The sequence below is a fragment of the Pseudarthrobacter sp. WHRI 8279 genome (genome assembly GCF_040224115.2).
Lineage (GTDB): Bacteria > Actinomycetota > Actinomycetes > Actinomycetales > Micrococcaceae > Arthrobacter.
Window position 1 is genome coordinate 574,167 of record NZ_CP168162.1, and the last position, 16,340, is coordinate 590,506.

Annotated in this window: 17 protein-coding genes; 10 read left to right on the forward strand and 7 right to left on the reverse strand. The window is 66.2% G+C overall.

The window, feature by feature from the left end; genetic code table 11:
- Nucleotides 1-76 precede the first annotated feature (76 nt).
- The 4 genes from pyrH (at nucleotide 77) to ABRP28_RS02555 (ending at nucleotide 3,095) form a co-directional block, all read left to right on the forward strand.
- Nucleotides 77-814, forward strand: a complete 738-nt coding sequence (gene pyrH / locus ABRP28_RS02540; protein WP_174178863.1) for a UMP kinase — start codon at nucleotides 77-79, stop codon at nucleotides 812-814.
- 127 nt (nucleotides 815-941) lie between these two features.
- Nucleotides 942-1,499, forward strand: coding sequence for a ribosome recycling factor (frr, locus tag ABRP28_RS02545; RefSeq protein ID WP_066274709.1), 558 nt, complete (start codon nucleotides 942-944; stop codon nucleotides 1,497-1,499).
- Nucleotides 1,499-2,422: a phosphatidate cytidylyltransferase gene (locus tag ABRP28_RS02550; protein ID WP_350003686.1), complete on the forward strand. Its 924-nt coding sequence runs from the start codon at nucleotides 1,499-1,501 to the stop codon at nucleotides 2,420-2,422. Before frr ends, ABRP28_RS02550 begins: the two co-directional genes overlap by 1 nt.
- Before the next feature lie 88 nt (nucleotides 2,423-2,510).
- Complete coding sequence (locus tag ABRP28_RS02555; protein WP_350003685.1) at nucleotides 2,511-3,095, forward strand: DivIVA domain-containing protein; 585 nt, start codon at nucleotides 2,511-2,513, stop codon at nucleotides 3,093-3,095.
- 23 nt (nucleotides 3,096-3,118) lie between these two features.
- Here the strand turns inward: ABRP28_RS02555 and ABRP28_RS02560 are convergent, their stop codons facing one another.
- From ABRP28_RS02560 to ABRP28_RS02575, 4 genes are all read right to left on the reverse strand, one after another.
- A complete protein-coding gene (locus tag ABRP28_RS02560) occupies nucleotides 3,119-4,585 on the reverse strand; it encodes a cation acetate symporter (RefSeq protein WP_350003684.1) in 1,467 nt (488 codons plus the stop codon).
- Nucleotides 4,586-4,592: 7 nt separating this feature from the next.
- Entirely contained in the window at nucleotides 4,593-4,943 is a 351-nt protein-coding gene (locus ABRP28_RS02565; protein WP_350003683.1) for a hypothetical protein, read from the reverse strand.
- On the reverse strand, nucleotides 4,940-5,656 hold the full coding sequence (locus tag ABRP28_RS02570; protein ID WP_350003682.1) for a LytTR family DNA-binding domain-containing protein: 717 nt from the start codon (nucleotides 5,654-5,656) through the stop codon (nucleotides 4,940-4,942). Before ABRP28_RS02570 ends, ABRP28_RS02565 begins: the two co-directional genes overlap by 4 nt.
- 66 nt (nucleotides 5,657-5,722) lie before the next feature.
- Nucleotides 5,723-6,919: a histidine kinase gene (locus ABRP28_RS02575; protein WP_350003681.1), complete on the reverse strand. Its 1,197-nt coding sequence runs from the start codon at nucleotides 6,917-6,919 to the stop codon at nucleotides 5,723-5,725.
- A gap of 182 nt (nucleotides 6,920-7,101) precedes the next feature.
- Between ABRP28_RS02575 and ABRP28_RS02580 the strand changes: the two genes are divergently transcribed.
- Together ABRP28_RS02580 and ABRP28_RS02585 are read left to right on the forward strand one after the other, a co-directional pair.
- Complete coding sequence (locus ABRP28_RS02580; RefSeq protein ID WP_066274718.1) at nucleotides 7,102-7,482, forward strand: DUF485 domain-containing protein; 381 nt, start codon at nucleotides 7,102-7,104, stop codon at nucleotides 7,480-7,482.
- Nucleotides 7,479-9,095 (forward strand): sodium/solute symporter, encoded by a 1,617-nt coding sequence (locus ABRP28_RS02585; protein WP_350003680.1) that lies wholly within the window; start codon nucleotides 7,479-7,481, stop codon nucleotides 9,093-9,095. Before ABRP28_RS02580 ends, ABRP28_RS02585 begins: the two co-directional genes overlap by 4 nt.
- 100 nt (nucleotides 9,096-9,195) lie before the next feature.
- Here the strand turns inward: ABRP28_RS02585 and ABRP28_RS02590 are convergent, their stop codons facing one another.
- Together ABRP28_RS02590 and ABRP28_RS02595 are read right to left on the reverse strand one after the other, a co-directional pair.
- Nucleotides 9,196-9,747 carry a hypothetical protein gene (locus ABRP28_RS02590; RefSeq protein ID WP_350003679.1) on the reverse strand — a complete coding sequence of 184 codons (552 nt, stop codon included), beginning with the start codon at nucleotides 9,745-9,747 and terminating at the stop codon, nucleotides 9,196-9,198.
- Between the two features lie 165 nt (nucleotides 9,748-9,912).
- A complete protein-coding gene (locus tag ABRP28_RS02595; protein WP_350003678.1) occupies nucleotides 9,913-10,386 on the reverse strand; it encodes an Lrp/AsnC family transcriptional regulator in 474 nt (157 codons plus the stop codon).
- 195 nt (nucleotides 10,387-10,581) lie between these two features.
- Here ABRP28_RS02595 and pdhA point away from each other — a divergent pair, with 195 nt between their 5' ends.
- The 4 genes from pdhA (at nucleotide 10,582) to ABRP28_RS02615 (ending at nucleotide 15,520) form a co-directional block, all read left to right on the forward strand.
- A complete protein-coding gene (gene pdhA / locus ABRP28_RS02600; RefSeq protein ID WP_350003677.1) occupies nucleotides 10,582-11,751 on the forward strand; it encodes a pyruvate dehydrogenase (acetyl-transferring) E1 component subunit alpha in 1,170 nt (389 codons plus the stop codon).
- Entirely contained in the window at nucleotides 11,751-12,761 is a 1,011-nt protein-coding gene (locus ABRP28_RS02605) for an alpha-ketoacid dehydrogenase subunit beta (RefSeq protein WP_350003676.1), read from the forward strand. Before pdhA ends, ABRP28_RS02605 begins: the two co-directional genes overlap by 1 nt.
- An 8-nt stretch (nucleotides 12,762-12,769) precedes the next feature.
- On the forward strand, nucleotides 12,770-14,248 hold the full coding sequence (locus ABRP28_RS02610) for a 2-oxo acid dehydrogenase subunit E2 (RefSeq protein ID WP_350003675.1): 1,479 nt from the start codon (nucleotides 12,770-12,772) through the stop codon (nucleotides 14,246-14,248).
- Nucleotides 14,249-14,335: 87 nt separating this feature from the next.
- Complete coding sequence (locus ABRP28_RS02615; protein WP_374152913.1) at nucleotides 14,336-15,520, forward strand: IS30 family transposase; 1,185 nt, start codon at nucleotides 14,336-14,338, stop codon at nucleotides 15,518-15,520.
- A 73-nt stretch (nucleotides 15,521-15,593) separates the two neighbouring features.
- Here ABRP28_RS02615 and ABRP28_RS02620 read toward each other — a convergent pair whose 3' ends face one another.
- Complete coding sequence (locus tag ABRP28_RS02620; RefSeq protein WP_350004720.1) at nucleotides 15,594-16,265, reverse strand: TetR/AcrR family transcriptional regulator; 672 nt, start codon at nucleotides 16,263-16,265, stop codon at nucleotides 15,594-15,596.
- Nucleotides 16,266-16,340 lie beyond the last annotated feature (75 nt).

The following is a 16,340-nucleotide window of genomic DNA, read 5'->3' on the forward strand; positions in this document are numbered from 1 at the left end:
TGTGGGAGAGGCCCGTATAGGACCTTTGGCCGCGCAGCAGGATAACCTTTTTAGAGTCCACCAACGGGAAGGCATCATGGAAGCCGTCAACACTGTAATCCAGCCAGAGAAAAGCCGACGCCGGGTCCTCTTGAAGCTCTCGGGTGAAGTCTTCGGCGGCGGAAAGCTGGGCGTTGACCCTGAGACCGTCCGCGACGTCGCCAAGCAGATCGCCGCAGCCGTCCCCCAGGTGGAGGTGGCCATCGTCGTCGGCGGCGGCAACTTCTTCCGCGGCGCGGAGCTTTCCCAGAGCGGCATGGACCGTTCCCGCGCAGACTACATGGGCATGCTCGGCACCGTGATGAACTGCCTTGCCCTCCAGGACTTCCTTGAACAGGCCGGCGTCGAAACCCGGGTCCAGAGCGCCATCACCATGGGGCAGGTCGCCGAGGCCTACATTCCCCGCCGCGCCATCCGCCACATGGAAAAAGGCCGCGTGGTCATCTTCGGTGCCGGTGCAGGCCTGCCCTACTTCTCCACCGACACCGTCGCCGCCCAGCGTGCCCTCGAGGTCCACGCCGACGTGGTCCTCATGGCCAAGAGCGGCGTGGACGCCGTCTACACTGCCGACCCCAAGAAGGACCCCACCGCCGAGCGGCTGGAAACCCTCAGCTACGACGACGCCCTCCGCCGCGACATCCGTGTCATGGACCAGACCGCCATGACCATGTGCAAGGACAACGACCTTTCCATGGTGGTCTTCGGCATGGAAGGCGAAGGCAACGTCACCAGGGCCATCCTCGGCGAAAAGCTGGGCACGCTGGTCACCGCCTAGCTCCGGCTAGGATGATTTCAGGACTGTTCCGTCCCTGCCCCCGCGGGCAGGGACGGGCCAGCATCAAAGAACCACGATTGTGCATGGACCCGGCGCCCCGGACTGCACCAGAATCTGAGGAGAGACCGTGATCGAAGAAACCTTGCTCGAAGCCGAAGAAAAGATGGACAAGGCCGTAGAGGTAGCCAAGGAAGACTTCGCTTCCGTCCGCACCGGGCGCGCCAACCCGGGCCTGTACAACAAGGTCCTGGTGGAGTACTACGGTTCCCCCACCCCGCTGCAGCAGCTCGCCTCGTTCGCCATCCCGGACGCCCGCACCATCCTCATCACGCCCTTCGACAAGACGGCGCTGCGCGACATTGAGCGTGCGCTCAGTGATTCCGAGGTCGGTGCCAACCCGTCCAACGACGGCAACGTCATCCGGATCACCATCCCCGAACTGACGAAGGAACGCCGCAAGGAGTACGTCAAGATCGTCAAGACCAAGGGCGAGGACGCCAAGGTCTCCATCCGCAACATCCGCCGCAAGGCCAAGGAGACCCTGGACCGCCTGGTCAAGGACGGCGAAGCCGGTGAAGACGAAGGCACCCGGGCCGAAAAGGAACTGGACAGCCTCACGAAGGCGCATGTGGACGGCATCGATGAGCTGCTCAAGCGCAAGGAAGCAGAGCTGCTCGAAGTCTGATGGGCCAGGCAGATCAGGCCCCGGCACCCAGGGCGCGCACGCGGGGGAAGCAGCCCAGGAGCAACCCGACGCCGAAGGCAGGGAGGAACCTTCCGGCCGCCGTCGTGGTGGGCCTGGCCATGCTGTTCGCCGTACTGGGCGGACTGCTGCTGCTCCCGCTTGCCTTCGTTGCCGTAACCACCACGTTCGCCATTTTCGGCGTCTGGGAAATCTACCGTGCCCTGGAGGCCAACGGCACCAGGATGCCCATCATTCCGGTCATGAGCGGTACCGTGGCCATGCCGTTCGCCGCCTACCTCGGAGGCATCGAGAGCCTCCTTTTCGCGATGCTGCTGAGCTCCGTGGCCGTTCTCCTCTGGCGGTCCATCGAAAGTGCGGCCGGTTCAGCCAACAGCATCTTCGCTGGCGTCTTTGCGCTCGGCTGGGTGCCGTTCTTCATCAGCTTTGCGGTCCTGCCGCTGCACGCGGCCGGCGGTGCAACGCCGCTTGGCCTCTGGCCGGGCGGAACGGTTCCCGACGGTGCGTGGCAGGTGGCCGTGATGCTCCTGCTGGTGGTTTCCAACGACACCTTCGGATACCTGGTGGGGGCGTCCCTCGGCAAGCACCCCATGGCCCCCAAGATCAGTCCCAAAAAGTCCTGGGAGGGATTCGCCGGCTCCATCGGCGGCGCCATGCTGATTGGCATCCTGGCCTGCCTTTTCGTGCTGGACAAGCCCTGGTGGGTGGGTGCGGTGCTGGCGGTTGGCCTGGTTGCGGCGTCCACCGCCGGTGACCTGGCAGAGTCCATGGTCAAGCGCGAACTAGGCATCAAGGACATGAGCAGCATCCTGCCCGGGCACGGGGGAGTCATGGACAGGCTCGATTCAATCGTGTTCGCGTCCCCGGCCGCGTTCATCCTGTACGGACTGGTATCCGGCGCCTGAGACAAATCCTGCCGGATCCACCGAGGACCCCCGGCACAAATAAGCTGGTGCAGAAGCACTCCGGCTGAAGAGCATTGAAGGAAGCAAAGTGGCATTGGACATTCATCGGCAGATCCCTGCGTCCTTTGAGCGCGTGCAGCGCGGTGAGTACGGCTACAACGCCAAGCAGGTGGACCAGTTCCTGCAGCAGGCGCGGGTATCACTGGAGGAGCCGGAATCAGCGCCGCAGCCCCTCAACAGCGCGGACGTGAGGGCTGTTTCCTTCGACCCTGTAAAAGGCGGGTATTCCGCCGCCATCGTGGACGCCGCACTGGACCGGCTCGAGGATGCCTTCGCCCGCCGGGAGCGGGATGAGCTGATCGCTGCCCGCGGCGAAGAAGCCTGGCTCCGCGAGATCGGACACCTCTCAGGCATCCTGCGCGGCCGCCTGCACAGGCCGGACGGCGACCGCTTCCGCCGCCCCGCCAAGAAAAAGGTCCGCAGCTACAACACGGCCGACGTCGACAGGCTGTGCCGCGAACTGATCGCCTACCTTGAGCAGGACAAGCCGCTCAGCGTGGACAGCGTCCGCCGGGCGGTCTTCCGCCCTGCCGTGGGCCGGGACGGGTACGAGGAAGCCCAGGTGGACGCGTTCCTGGACAGGGTGGTCGAGCTGATGGCTGCCATCGACTGATCCTGCCGGCCCCGGCTCCGGGCTCACCGTTCGGTGGCGAGCGGCCGCTCGGGGGTATGCAGCCGGGTCATCACCTTCGACATGGTTTTCGGGATCCGCTGAGACGTTGCGCGGGACACGGTGACCATCACCGCAAAAGCCGCGGGAACCGTCCAGGCCGCCGGCTGGGCGAGCCAGCCGGGCGTGCTGGCCGCCCCGGCCAGGGCTCCGGTGATCATTGCCCCGCCGCACAGAACTGCGCCGGTGAGCATGCCGGCGATTGCGCCGGCGTCGGTAAGCCCGCGCCACCAGATGCCCAGCAGCAGCACCGGGCAGACGGTGGACGCTGTGAACGCAAAGACCAGCCCGACGCTCCCTGCGAGGGCGAACGAGTCGGTCATGAAGGCGAAGCCCAGCGGCACAACAGCGGAAATCACTGCCGCCAGCCGGAAGCTCCCCACACCTGCCCCCAGGACGTCCTGGCTGATCACGCCGGCCAGGGAAACCACCAGTCCCGACGTCGTGGACAGGAACGCGGCGAAGGCTCCCGCCACCACCAGTGCGGACAACAGGTCGCCTGCCGTCCCGCCCACCAGTTCCCCGGGGAGCAGCAGCACCATGGCGTCCGCCTGGCCGGCGGTGGCAAGGCCGGGAGCGAACATCCGTCCCACCAGCCCGTAAGCGGTAGGGAACAGGTAGAACACGGACAGCAGCCCCAGGACGATCAGCGTGGTGCGGCGGGCGGACTGCCCGTCCGGGTTGGTGTAGAAGCGCACCAGGACGTGCGGCAGGCCCAGGGTTCCGAATAGCAGGGCCACCAGGAGTGAGGCGTTCTGGTAGAGGCCGGCAGGCGGCGCCCCCGTGGGATTGGCCGACGGCGGTGCAAGCGCGGCGGTGCCGTTCCCGGCAAGGACGAAGATGATGAACAGGATGGGCACGGCCAGCGCCGTGAGTTTCAGCCAGTACTGGAACGCCTGGACGAACGTGATGGAGCGCATGCCGCCCGCCACCACGGTAAGGCACACCACGATCACCACCGCCACCGAGCCCACCCAGGACGGCAGTCCCGTGGTGATGCGGATGGTGAGGGCAGCACCGTGCAGCTGGGGCACGATGTACAGCCAGCCCACCAGCACCACCACCAGGCTGGTCACTTTGCGTACCGGCAGGGAGTCAAGCCTTGCCTCGGTGAAATCGGGAATGGTGTAGGCCCCGGACCGCCGCAGCGGCGCCGCGACGAACAGCAGCAGCATCAGGTATCCGGCCGTGTACCCCACCGGAAACCACAGCGCATCCGTCCCGGACAGCAGGATCAGGCCCGCTACGCCCAGGAAGCTCGCGGCCGAAAGGTACTCGCCGCCGATGGCCGAGGCGTTCCACCACGGCCGGACCGTCCGGGAAGCCACATAGAAGTCGCCCGTAGTCCTTGAAATCCGCAGGCCGTAGAAGCCGATAACTGCGGTGGCTACGGACACCCCTACCAAGGCAGCTATGGCCACTCCGGGGTTCACGGTACCCTCACCGGTCCTCGGCCAGGTCCCGGTAGCGCGCCTCGTTGCGCGCCGCCGTCCGGATGTACAGCCATGCACTGAGCCCGATGAGCGGATAGATGCCGGCTCCCAGCAGCAGCCAGTCGAACGGGATGCCCGCAACCCGGGTTTCCGCCAAACCGGGAACCGCCGCGAGCAGCAGGGGAAAGGCGCCCAGGATCAGCAGGAAACCCGCGGCCACCACCAGGGCAAGCCGCAGCTGGGACCTGATCAGGGACCTGACGAACACCTGGCCCACTTCGGAGTCCTGCGCGGCCTCCCTCGTCTCCTTTGCCGGACGCGCCGCAGTCCTCGGAGCCGTCACCCGCACCCTGGTCATGTATTGGGCCTGATCCGGGTGGCCTCAAGCTTCTCCCGCACCGTGGGCAGGTGCCGCCTGCTGATGGGCAGTCCCGCTCCCGCCACGGTGACGCTGGGACCGTCCGCGGCGAGTTTCATCGAGGTCACGTGCTTGAGGGCCACCAGGTAGGACCGGTGCGTCCGGATGAACCCCGCATCCGCCCACTGCTGTTCGAGGTCCGCAAGCGGAACCCGGATCAGGTAGCTGGCTTCGGCGGTGTGGAGCCGGGCGTAGTCCCCCTGCGCCTGGACGTACGTGACGTCGTCGCGCCTGATCATTTTGGTGGTCCCGCCCTGGTCCACCGTGATCATCTCCGGGGCGGCACCGCCGTCGCGCAGTTCACTGATGCGCCCCACGCAGCGCGCCAGGCGTTCTGCCCGCACCGGCTTGAGCAGGTAGTCCACGGCCGCGAGTTCGAAGGCGTCCAGGGCATGGTCCTCGTCCGCCGTCACGAACACGACGGCGGGCGGCCGGCTGCTCCCGGCGATGGCACGGGCAATGTCCAGCCCGGACACTGCCGGCATGTGGATGTCCAGGAAGACGGCGTCAACGGGGGCGGAGGCGAGCGCTTTGAGCGCATCACCTCCGGAGGTGGCGCGAAGGATTTTGCCCACACGGTCGTCCTTGCCCAGCAGGAAGGCCAGTTCCTCAACGGCAGGCAGCTCATCATCAACGACGAGGACGTTAATCATGCTCCTAGGGTAGCTTTCCGGAGCAGGGGTACCGTGCCGGCGCCAGCCTGTAAGACCCCGTCCGGGTCACGCATCGTGGCCCGGCTGGGACTTGGGGACCCGCATGGTGATCAGGGTCCCTTCGCCGGGCGCGGTCTCAATGACCAGCCCATGGTCATTGCCGTAGACCTGGCGGAGACGGGCATCGACGTTGCGCAGGCCCACATGCTCGCCGTCGGTGTGGCCGGCCAGCATGGACTGCAGCTGCGCCGGATCCATGCCCACGCCGTCGTCCTCGATGGTCACCTCCGCGAACGCGCCGGCGTCGTTGGCGGTGATGCTGATGTGTCCCGGCCCTTCCTTGGCTTCGAGTCCGTGCCGGACCGCGTTCTCCACCAGCGGCTGCAGGCTGAGGAACGGGATGACGGTGCTCAGCACCTCCGGCGCCACCCTCAGGCTGACCTGGACCCGCTCACCGAACCGGGCGCGTTCCAGCAGCAGGTACCGGTCGATGCAGCGGAGTTCCTCCGCGAGCGTGGTGAAGTCCCCGTGCCGCCGGAACGAATAGCGGGTGAAGTCAGCGAACTCAACCACCAGCTCGCGGGCGCGGGCGGGGTCTGTGTTGATGAAGGAGGCGATGGCATTGAGCGAGTTGTAGATGAAATGCGGGCTGATCTGGGCGCGCAGGGCCCGCACCTCCGCCTCCATCAGCTGGGTGCGGGAGGCGTCGAGCTCTGCCAGCTCCACCTGCACGGCCACCCAGTCCGCCACTTCGCTGGTGGCCCTCACCAGTCCCGCGCCGGCGGAGGGAGCGAACGCGGCGACGGCGCCCACCACCCGGGTGCCGGCACGCACCGGTGCGATCACGGCAGCGAGCGCGCCGCCGGTAGCCTCTGTGGCGGCGCCTGCATCCCCGGCGGGAAGGACAGCCGTCCGGCCGTTCGCGAGAACGCCGGCAGCAAGGTCCATCATCCGCGGCTTCAGGTCCTCGCCGGCGCCGTCCCACGCCAGGACGCCGGACGTGTCCATGATGGCCAGGGCGTCACAGCCAAGCAGGGTGCGCAGCTGGCGGCTGGCCTTGGCCGCGCCGGCGGGATTGAGCCCCCGGCGCAGGTGCTGGCCCGCCTGGGAAGCGGCATGCAGGGTGTGGTAGGTGGCGCGTTCAGCATCAGTGCCCAGGTCGCGGAATGACCTGAGCACCTTGAGCCCCACACCGACGACGACGGCGATGGCCATGGCGATGACGGCCACGGCCGCGGCGGTCAGGAGGGGGGAGTCCGGCATGGTGCCCAGCGTAGCCGCGGGTGCCGTTTGTCGCAGCATCCCGACCGTTGAGCGCCCGCAGGCCTGCAGGCACTGGAACTGGCGGGATGCAGCCCGCAGAGTGATTGCAGTCACATTTGCGGTATCCCGTCTTCCGGGCCGGCCGTTGGGTGTGTTCAGGCAAGTCTCAACGAGGAGGAACGATGGGTAACGATGCCCACACTCCGGACGCAGCGGCGTCCGTGGACTTCGAGCAGGTCCAGTCGACGGAGCAGTTCAAGGAACTGCGCAAGCGTCACCGCAGCTTTGTCTTCCCCATGGCAGTCGCATTCCTGCTGTGGTATTTCGCATATGTCCTGCTCGCCGACTATGCCGTGGACTTCATGTCCACCAAGGTCTGGGGCAACATCAACGTGGGCCTGATCCTCGGCCTGCTCCAATTCGTCTCCACGTTCGCCATCACCGGCTGGTACGTCCACTACTCCAACAAGCGGCTCGACCCCATCGCCAAGGAAATCCGGGACGAGATCGAGGGCCACGAATTCGATAAGCACGGAAACCGAGTAGGCGGAGTCACCAAATGATCAATATCGCAACAGCGGTGGACGTGGCCGCCCTCAAGGAAACCACGCTGCTCAACATGGGCATCTTCGGCATCTTCGTGGCCGTGACCATGGTGATCGTGCTCCGCGCCAGCCGGAACAACAAGACCGCCGCGGACTACTATGCCGCCGGCCGCTCCTTCACCGGCTCGCAGAACGGAACCGCCATCGCCGGCGACTACCTCTCCGCCGCCTCCTTCCTGGGCATCACCGGCGCGATCGCCATCAACGGCTACGACGGCTTCATGTACTCCATCGGCTTCCTGGTGGCCTGGCTCGTGGCACTGCTGCTCGTCGCTGAGCTCCTGCGCAACACCGGCAAGTTCACCATGGCCGATGTGCTGTCCTTCCGGCTGAAGCAGCGGCCCGTCCGCATCGCCGCCGCCATCTCCACCCTCGCCGTCTGCTTCTTCTACCTGCTGGCCCAGATGGCCGGCGCCGGCAGCCTCATCTCTTTGCTGCTGGGCATCAGTGACTGGACCGGGCAGGCCCTGGTGATCATCGTCGTCGGCGCCCTGATGATCATGTACGTCCTGATCGGCGGCATGAAGGGCACCACCTGGGTGCAGATCATCAAGGCCATCCTGCTCATCGCAGGCGCAGCCGTCATGACCCTGTGGGTCCTGGCCATCTACGGCTTCAACCTCTCCAGCCTCCTGGGCGCCGCAGTGGAGACGGCCAACAACCCGGCCGTCCTGAATCCCGGCCTGCAGTACGGCAAGACGGAAACCTCGAAGATCGACTTCATGTCACTCGGCCTCGCCCTGGTCCTGGGCACCGCAGCGCTGCCGCACGTACTCATGCGCTTCTACACGGTCCCCACGGCCAAGGAAGCCCGCAAGTCCGTGGTGTGGTCAATCTGGCTGATCGGCCTGTTCTATCTCTTCACCCTGGTGCTTGGTTACGGCGCAGCTGCCCTGGTTGGTGCCGAGACCATCAAGGGCGCACCGGGCGGCGTGAACTCGGCTGCCCCGCTGCTGGCCTTCTACCTGGGCGGTCCGCTGCTGCTGGGCTTCATCTCGGCCGTGGCGTTCGCCACCATCCTGGCCGTCGTGGCCGGCCTGACCATTACCGCGGCGGCATCGTTCGCCCATGACATCTACGCCAGCGTCATTTCCAAGGGCAAGGCCGACGCCGACACTGAAGTGAAGGTGGCCCGGCGCACCGTTGTGGTCATCGGCGTCCTCGCCATCCTGGGCGGCATCCTCGCCAACGGACAGAACGTGGCGTTCCTTGTGGCGCTTGCATTCGCCGTCGCCGCCTCCGCCAACCTGCCCACGATCGTCTACTCCCTGTTCTGGCGGAAGTTCACCACGCAGGGCGCAGTCTGGAGCATGTACGGCGGCCTGGGTTCCGCGATCATCCTGATCATCTTCTCGCCGGTGGTCTCCGGCGGAGCAACATCCATGATCAAGGACGCCAACTTCGCGCTCTTCCCGCTGAGCAACCCGGGCATCGTGTCCATCCCGCTGGCCTTCTTCCTGGGCTGGCTCGGAACGACGCTCGACAAGAATCGGGAGGACACCGCCAAGCAGGCCGAAATGGAAGTCCGCTCCCTCACCGGCGTGGGTGCCGAAAAGGCGGTCGACCACTGAGCTGACGGCAATAACAGCTGACGGCATTAACAACAGAGCCTCCGCACCGGGGAACAGTTCCCCGGTGCGGAGGCTTTGTTTGTTGTGCCTGTGGCTTTCGTTACCCTGCCGGCCGCAGCTTGATTTCGGTCATCTTGAGTTCTTCGGTGCCCTCGAAACGGTAGGCGAGGTCCACCTCTTTGCCGTCGCAGGCGATGAGCCCGGCAACATTTGCCGACTTCACGCCGTTTTCGGTGACCACGTTGAGGTCCCTGTAGTCCGGTGTGCAGGTTTCATCCATCCCAAGACTGCTAACCCCCTCAATGAACGCTTCCTTGGACAGCTGCTCCTGGAGGGCGGGGTCAAGGTATTCGTCGTAGGCCCTTGAGTTGTCTCCGGCGAGGACCAGCTTGGTGAAGCCGTCAGCCAGTCCCCGGGCCTGGTTGGTGGCGCTGCCCACCACGTTCACCAAAATGACTATGCCCAGGACCACCAGGAGGAGGACGCCGCCGGCGCCCGCCAGGATGATCCACAGCTTCCGCCGGCTCCTGGGCGGAGGCTGCCCCGGAAGCCCGAATGGTGATGCCTGTTCCTGCCCGTAGTAGGGAGGCTGCAGCTGCGGGGACGCCGGGCCTGCGTGGCCCGGCTGAAACGGTTCCTGGGGAGTGCTCAAGGTGGAGCCTTTCCGGAAAAATGGTGCAGCGCACCGCCTGGATGCGGGGCAGCGCTGGGCCTGTCCCGCCGATTAACTGGCATTCAGCCTATAGCGCGGCCCGCCTGGTCCGAACTCCAGCCCCGCCCGCCGCCGTCGTGCTTTCCGCCATAGGGGCGCCCGCTGCTAAGCCCGCCCGGGACCGCGTTGAAGCAAAGGCTGGACGCGGAAGGGAATAAGTTCGCCCATGGCCAGCGCCGTGTCGGTCCGGTCCACGCCTTCGCAGGCCAGGATCTTCCCGTTGATCCGGAACAGGTCCTCGGCGTCAAGCGCCACCACGCGCAGCAGCAGGTCCGCTGAACCTGTCAGGCCGTAGCCCTCAAGAATTTCGGGAATGTCAGCGAGTTCCTTTGCCAGCAGGGCAAGCCTCTGCTGCTGGACATGGACGGAGATGAAGGCCATCAGCGGGTAACCCAGGGCCGCTGGATTGATGCGGCGTTCGAAGGACAGGAAAACGTGTTTCTTCTCCAGCTGAGCCATCCGCGCCTGCACGGTGTTGCGGGAGAGGCCGAGCTTTTGGGCCAGTGCCACCACCGTTTTTCGGGGATCCTGCGCCAGGGCAGAGAGCAGGCGGGCGTCGGTGCCATCCAGGGCTTGCATAATGCGCAACGCTAGCACGGTCCCGGGGCCGCCCGCAGAGCATTTTGCTCAGTGATCGCGCCGGTGGTTGTACCTCTTGAGCATTGTGAGTAGGGTCACAAATATCCGGGGCAACGGCGCCCGGGCGGCCGGCGGCTGAAGGGGCCACAAGTCCCAAAACCGGAGGTCAACGACGTGAGAAGGTTGCGGGCTATCGTGTCTACAGACGAAACGGGCCAGGGCGGACCAGCCGCCCCCAACAGCGCCCGGCATCCCCATGGGCAAGGACGGGATCTGGTCCAGCTGGTCACCCCAGCCGGAGAGCGGATCAGCCATCCGGAGTTTGATTACTGGGTCAGGGACGTCACCGACGAGCAGTTGTGTTCCCTCTTCGAGGACATGACCGTGATCCGGCGCATCGACGTCGAGGCAACGGCCCTGCAGCGGCAGGGCGAACTTGCCTTGTGGCCGCCGCTGCTGGGGCAGGAAGCCGCGCAGATCGGTTCGGGGCGGGCACTCCGGACGGACGACTTTGTCTTCTCCAGCTACCGCGAGAACGGGGTGGCGTACTGCCGCGGAGTGGACCTGACGGACATCGTCCGGGTCTGGCGCGGCAATGCGTCCTCGGGCTGGGATCCCTACGCCATCAACATGGCCACCCCGCAGATCATCATCGGCGCCCAGACCCTCCACGCCACGGGCTACGCGATGGGCATCCAGAATGACGGCGCTGATTCCGTGGCCGTGACCTATTTCGGTGACGGCGCAACCAGCGAGGGCGATGTCAACGAGGCCATGGTCTTCGCGGCAAGCTTCCAGGTGCCCGTGGTGTTCTTCTGCACCAACAACCACTGGGCCATCTCCGAACCCGTCCGGCTCCAGTCGCACATCCAGCTGTCCGACAGGGCCGCCGGGTTCGGCATCCCCAGCCTGCGCGTGGACGGCAACGACGTCCTGGCCGTGATGGCAGCCACCCGCGTGGCCCTGGACCGCGCACGCCGCGGCGGCGGCCCCACGTTCATCGAGGCCGTCAGCTACCGCATGGGACCGCACACCACGGCGGATGACCCGACGCGCTACCGCGACGCCAACGAACTCGAGGACTGGGCGGCCCGGGACCCGATCAGCCGGATCGCCGCTCTCCTTGAGCGGAAGGGCCTGCTGACGGAGGAACTCCAGCAACAGGTCAAGGACAAGGCCGACGCCGTGGCACGCGAGATGCGGACGGGCTGCACCACCATGCCGGACCCGGAGCCCCTGGACGTCTTCAAGAACGTCTACAGCACGCCCAACTCCTGGCTGGACCGGCAGCAGGACCACTACGCCCGTTACCTGGCCACCTTCGGTGATCCCGCAGGAGCCGCTTCAGAAGAAGGTGCACGCTGATGACCCAGATGACCTTTGCCCGCGCGATCAACGCGGGCCTGCGCAAATCACTGGAGAACGATCCCAAAGTCGTGCTGATGGGGGAGGACATCGGCACCCTCGGCGGCGTGTTCCGGGTAACCGACGGGCTGCAGAAGGACTTCGGCACGCACCGGGTGGTGGATACGCCCCTGGCCGAATCCGCCATCGTGGGCACCGCCGTGGGCCTCGCCTACCGCGGCTACCGTCCGGTGGTGGAGATCCAGTTCGACGGATTCATCTATCCGGCATTCGACCAGATCGTCAGCCAGGTGGCCAAACTCCACTACCGCACCCGCGGGGCGGTCAAGATGCCCATCACCATCAGGGTCCCGTTCGGGGGCGGAATCGGCTCACCTGAGCACCACTCCGAATCTCCGGAGGCCTACTTCACGCATACGTCCGGCCTGCGCGTCGTCACGGTGTCCAGCCCGCAGGACGCCTACACCGTGATCCAGCAGGCCATCTCCTGCGACGACCCCGTGCTCTACTTCGAGCCGAAACGGCGCTACCACGACAAAGGCGAGGTGGATGAGTCCCTTGACCACACCGCCCCGGTGCCCATGGGCCAGGCACGCGTCCTCACCCAAGGCGGTGACGTCACACTGGTGGCATACGGTCCGCTGGTCAAGACGGCCTTGGACGCCGCGTCGGCCGCCGCCGATGAAGGAGTCTCCATCGAGGTCATCGACCTGCGCTCGCTGGCACCGGTGGACTACGAAACCGTTGTGGCTTCAGTCCGCAGGACCGGGCGCCTGGTCATCACCCACGAGGCCGCACAATCGGGCGGCCTCGGGGCGGAAGTGGCCGCCAGCATTACCGAGCGGTGCTTCTACCACCTGGAGGCGGCACCCGTCCGCGTCACCGGGTTCGATATTCCCTACCCCTACTCGAAGCTTGAGATGCACCACCTGCCGGGCCTGGACCGGATCCTGGACGGCGTGGACCGTGCCCTGGGCCGGCCGAACTCACTTAGCGGGCTGGAAGGATGAGCGGGACCATGATCAAGGAATTCCGGCTGCCGGACCTGGGGGAGGGCCTCACCGAATCGGAGATCCTCAGCTGGAAGGTGGGCGTGGGCGATACCGTCACCCTCAACCAGGTAATCGCCGAGGTTGAGACTGCCAAGGCGGTGGTGGAGCTCCCGTCCCCGTTTGCAGGGGTAATCAAGGAGCTCCATGAACAGCCGGGCACCGTCGTGGAGGTGGGCAAGCCGATCGTCTCCTTCGAGGTGGCGGACGACGTCGGCCCGGCACCTTCCGGGGCGGGCGGTCCTGCCGCTTCGGTCAAGGACGAGGCAGCGGGTCAGGCGGTGGGGCAGGACGCGGGGGAGAGCGCGGCCGGGACGCCCAAGAGGGAACCCAACCTCGTTGGCTACGGCGCCGTCGTCGAAAGCACCGGCCGGCCCGCACGGCGTCCGCGGACCTTCCCTGTGGCCGGACCCGCCGGCACCATGCCCGGCGGCGCCATGCCTGCCGGCCCCATGCCCGGCGACACCGTGTCCACGGCAGCCTTGCCTGCGGAAACTCAACCCCCGGCCGTTGAGCACGCCGAGGCCGCACCGGACCAGCCCGCAGGTGAGCGCCCGCGGTCCACCCCGCCGGTCCGGAAGCTGGCCAAGGACCTCGGGGTGGACCTGGCCAGGGTCACTGGTACCGGCCCCCAAGGACTGATTACCCGGGAGGATGTCCAGCACTTCATGGACAGCCGGTCCTCGGAGCCAGGGCAGCCCGGTATGCCGGCCGCGGACCATGCGGGAGTGCAGACCGGCGGGGGCGGACGGGAAACCCGCACCCCCATCAAGGGGGTCCGCAAGTTCACGGCCGCCGCCATGGTGCAGAGTGCTTTCACCGCGCCGCATGCCACTGAATTCCTGACCGTCGACGTCACTCCCTCCATGGAGCTGCTGGCCAGGCTTCGGGACAGCAGGGAGTTCGCGGGCGTCAAGCTCACTCCGCTGACCCTGGCCGCGAAGGCGGTGCTGATCGCCCTCAGGCGCAATCCTGCGCTCAACTCGCGCTGGGACGAAGAGAACCAGGAGATCGTCACGTATAACTACGTGAACCTGGGCATAGCAGCCGCCACGCCGCGGGGGCTGACGGTACCCAACATCAAGGACGCGGATTCGCTGTCCCTGATCCGCCTGGCGGAAGCGCTCTCGGCGCTCGCGGACACAGCCCGTGCCGGCAAAACCGCGCCGGCCGATCTGTCCGGCGGGACAATCTCCATCACCAATATCGGCGTTTTCGGCATTGATGCCGGCACCCCCATCCTGAACCCGGGGGAAGCGGCGATCCTTGCCCTGGGGGCCGTGCGGAGGACGCCTTGGGAGTATCGCGGGGACATCGCACTGCGCCAGGTGATGACCCTCAGCCTCTCCTTCGACCACCGGCTGGTGGACGGCGAACAGGGCTCCCGCTTCCTTGCCGACGTCGGAGCCCTCCTCGCCGATCCCGCCATGGTGCTGACCATGGTCTAAACCCCAGGAGTTTTTGTCCAGATACGCACGGTTGGGGACGGGCAGATTCATATGGTGGTTGCAACGCTCTGATTGATGGAGCGTTTGATGCCGAAGTTGTTTCCTGTCCATGTTCGTGATGATTTTCTTGATTTGGTGTGCTCCGGCGCGTCCGTCAGTGAGGCTGCACGGCGTGTCGGAGCCTCGCGCGGGACCGGGAAGAAGTGGTGGGCCGAGTCTGGTCAGATGACGCTGAGCATCTCGGCCCATGGCGGCCTGGCAGATCCTGCCCCGTCCGTGGAGGTCTCCTGCGGGCGGGCACTAAGCGAAGCCGAGAGGGGGATGATCCAGATGGGCCGGCAAGCCGGGATGAGCTACGCGAAGATCGGTGCGGCCATCGGACGGGACAAGTCCGTCATCTGGCGGGAGGTCAACCGCAACTGTGACGCCGAGGGCAGGTACAACGCTAAAGTCGCGCACACCAGAGCCCATCAGGCACGCCGCCGGCCCAAGCCCTTCAAGCTCATCGAGGACGAGGATTTGTGCCGGCTGATCGCGGTGTGGATGGACGATGGGTGGAGTCCGAAGCTGATCTCGTCGATGCTGGCGTTTTACTTTGCCGGTGACCAGACTATGCAGGTGAGCCACGAGACGATCTACCAGGCCCTGTATGTCCAAACCCGCGGAAGCCTGCGGAAAGACCTGGCCGAAAACCTCAGCCTGAAACGTAAACAACGCATCCCCCACACCGCCGACCGGCTCAAGAGCAGCCCCTACAAGGAGGCGTTCAAGATCAGCGAACGCCCCGCCGAGGTCCAGGACCGGGCGGTCCCCGGGCACTGGGAAGGTGACTTGATCATCGGTTCTGACGGGACCGCGATCGGCACTCTCGTGGAGCGCTCAACCCGGTTCACGATCCTGCTGCACCTGCCCGGGGACCATACCGCCGAAACCGTCGCCGCCGCGATGATCCGGGAAATGGCGAACCTCCCGGAGCACCTGCGCCGCTCGATCACCTGGGACCGCGGCACAGAACTCGCCGGCTACGCGAAGATCCAGACCGCGCTGGAAACCACGCTCTATTTCTGCGACCCGCACTCGCCCTGGCAGCGCGGCACCAATGAAAACACCAACCGGCTCCTGCGGTTCTGGTTCGAAAAAGGCTCCGACCTCTCGGCCCATACCCCTGAGGACCTCAACCGCATCGCGGCAAAGCTCAACCGCCGCCCCCGACCGACCCTCAACCTCGACACCCCAGCCAACCGGCTAACCCAGCTGCTGCAAGCGGCCTAACCACCCCGCGTTGCTCCCACCACTTGACATTGCCACGGTTTAAGCCGGCATATCCGGACAAAAACTCCGGGCTCTAAGGGGTGGTTCGGGAGTCTGCCAGCAGCGCAGCCAAGGCCATGTTCTCGAGCAGGGGCCGGGCCGTTCCGGACGCCATTTTCCTGCCGTGGCTGCGGACGGAGTGCGGGGTGGAGTTGATGAGTCCGAACGTGGCATGGGCCCGCATCCGGAGCCCCGAAGCGTCCGTCTCGGGATGGAGCCGCGCGAGGACCTCCACCCACACCTCCACATAGCTGCGCTGGAGGGTCCTGACTGCCGCCTGGTCCTCATCGGAAAGGCAGCTGAAATCCCTGTCCTGGACCCGGATGACGTCAGGCTTGCCCAGCGCGAAGTCCACCTGGAACTCCACCAGGCCACGCAGGGCCGCAAGGGGATCGGCATTGCAGGCTGCCACCCGGCGCCCGCCGTCCAGCAGTTCCTGGCTGACGGTGACCAGCAGGTCCGCCAGGACCGCCTGCTTGCCGGGAAAGTGGCGGTAAACGGCCGGGCCGCTGACGCCGGCGGCTGCCCCAAGGTCCTCAAGGGAGACCCGGCTGAAGCCGTGCAGCGCAAACAGCGACGCCGCAGCGGACAACAGCGCCTGGCGGCGGTTCTGCTTTGCCCGGCTCCGCTGTGTTGGGCTACCGGGCTGGGGTGCGCTGCCGGGCTGGGTCGTGCTGCCGGCTGCAGCGGCGTCAGTGCTTGGCACAATTCCTCCTCGGACCCCGGAAGTCTAGCAAGGCAGCTGCTGTGTTGGACATCACAGTTAATCGAGACTAACCTG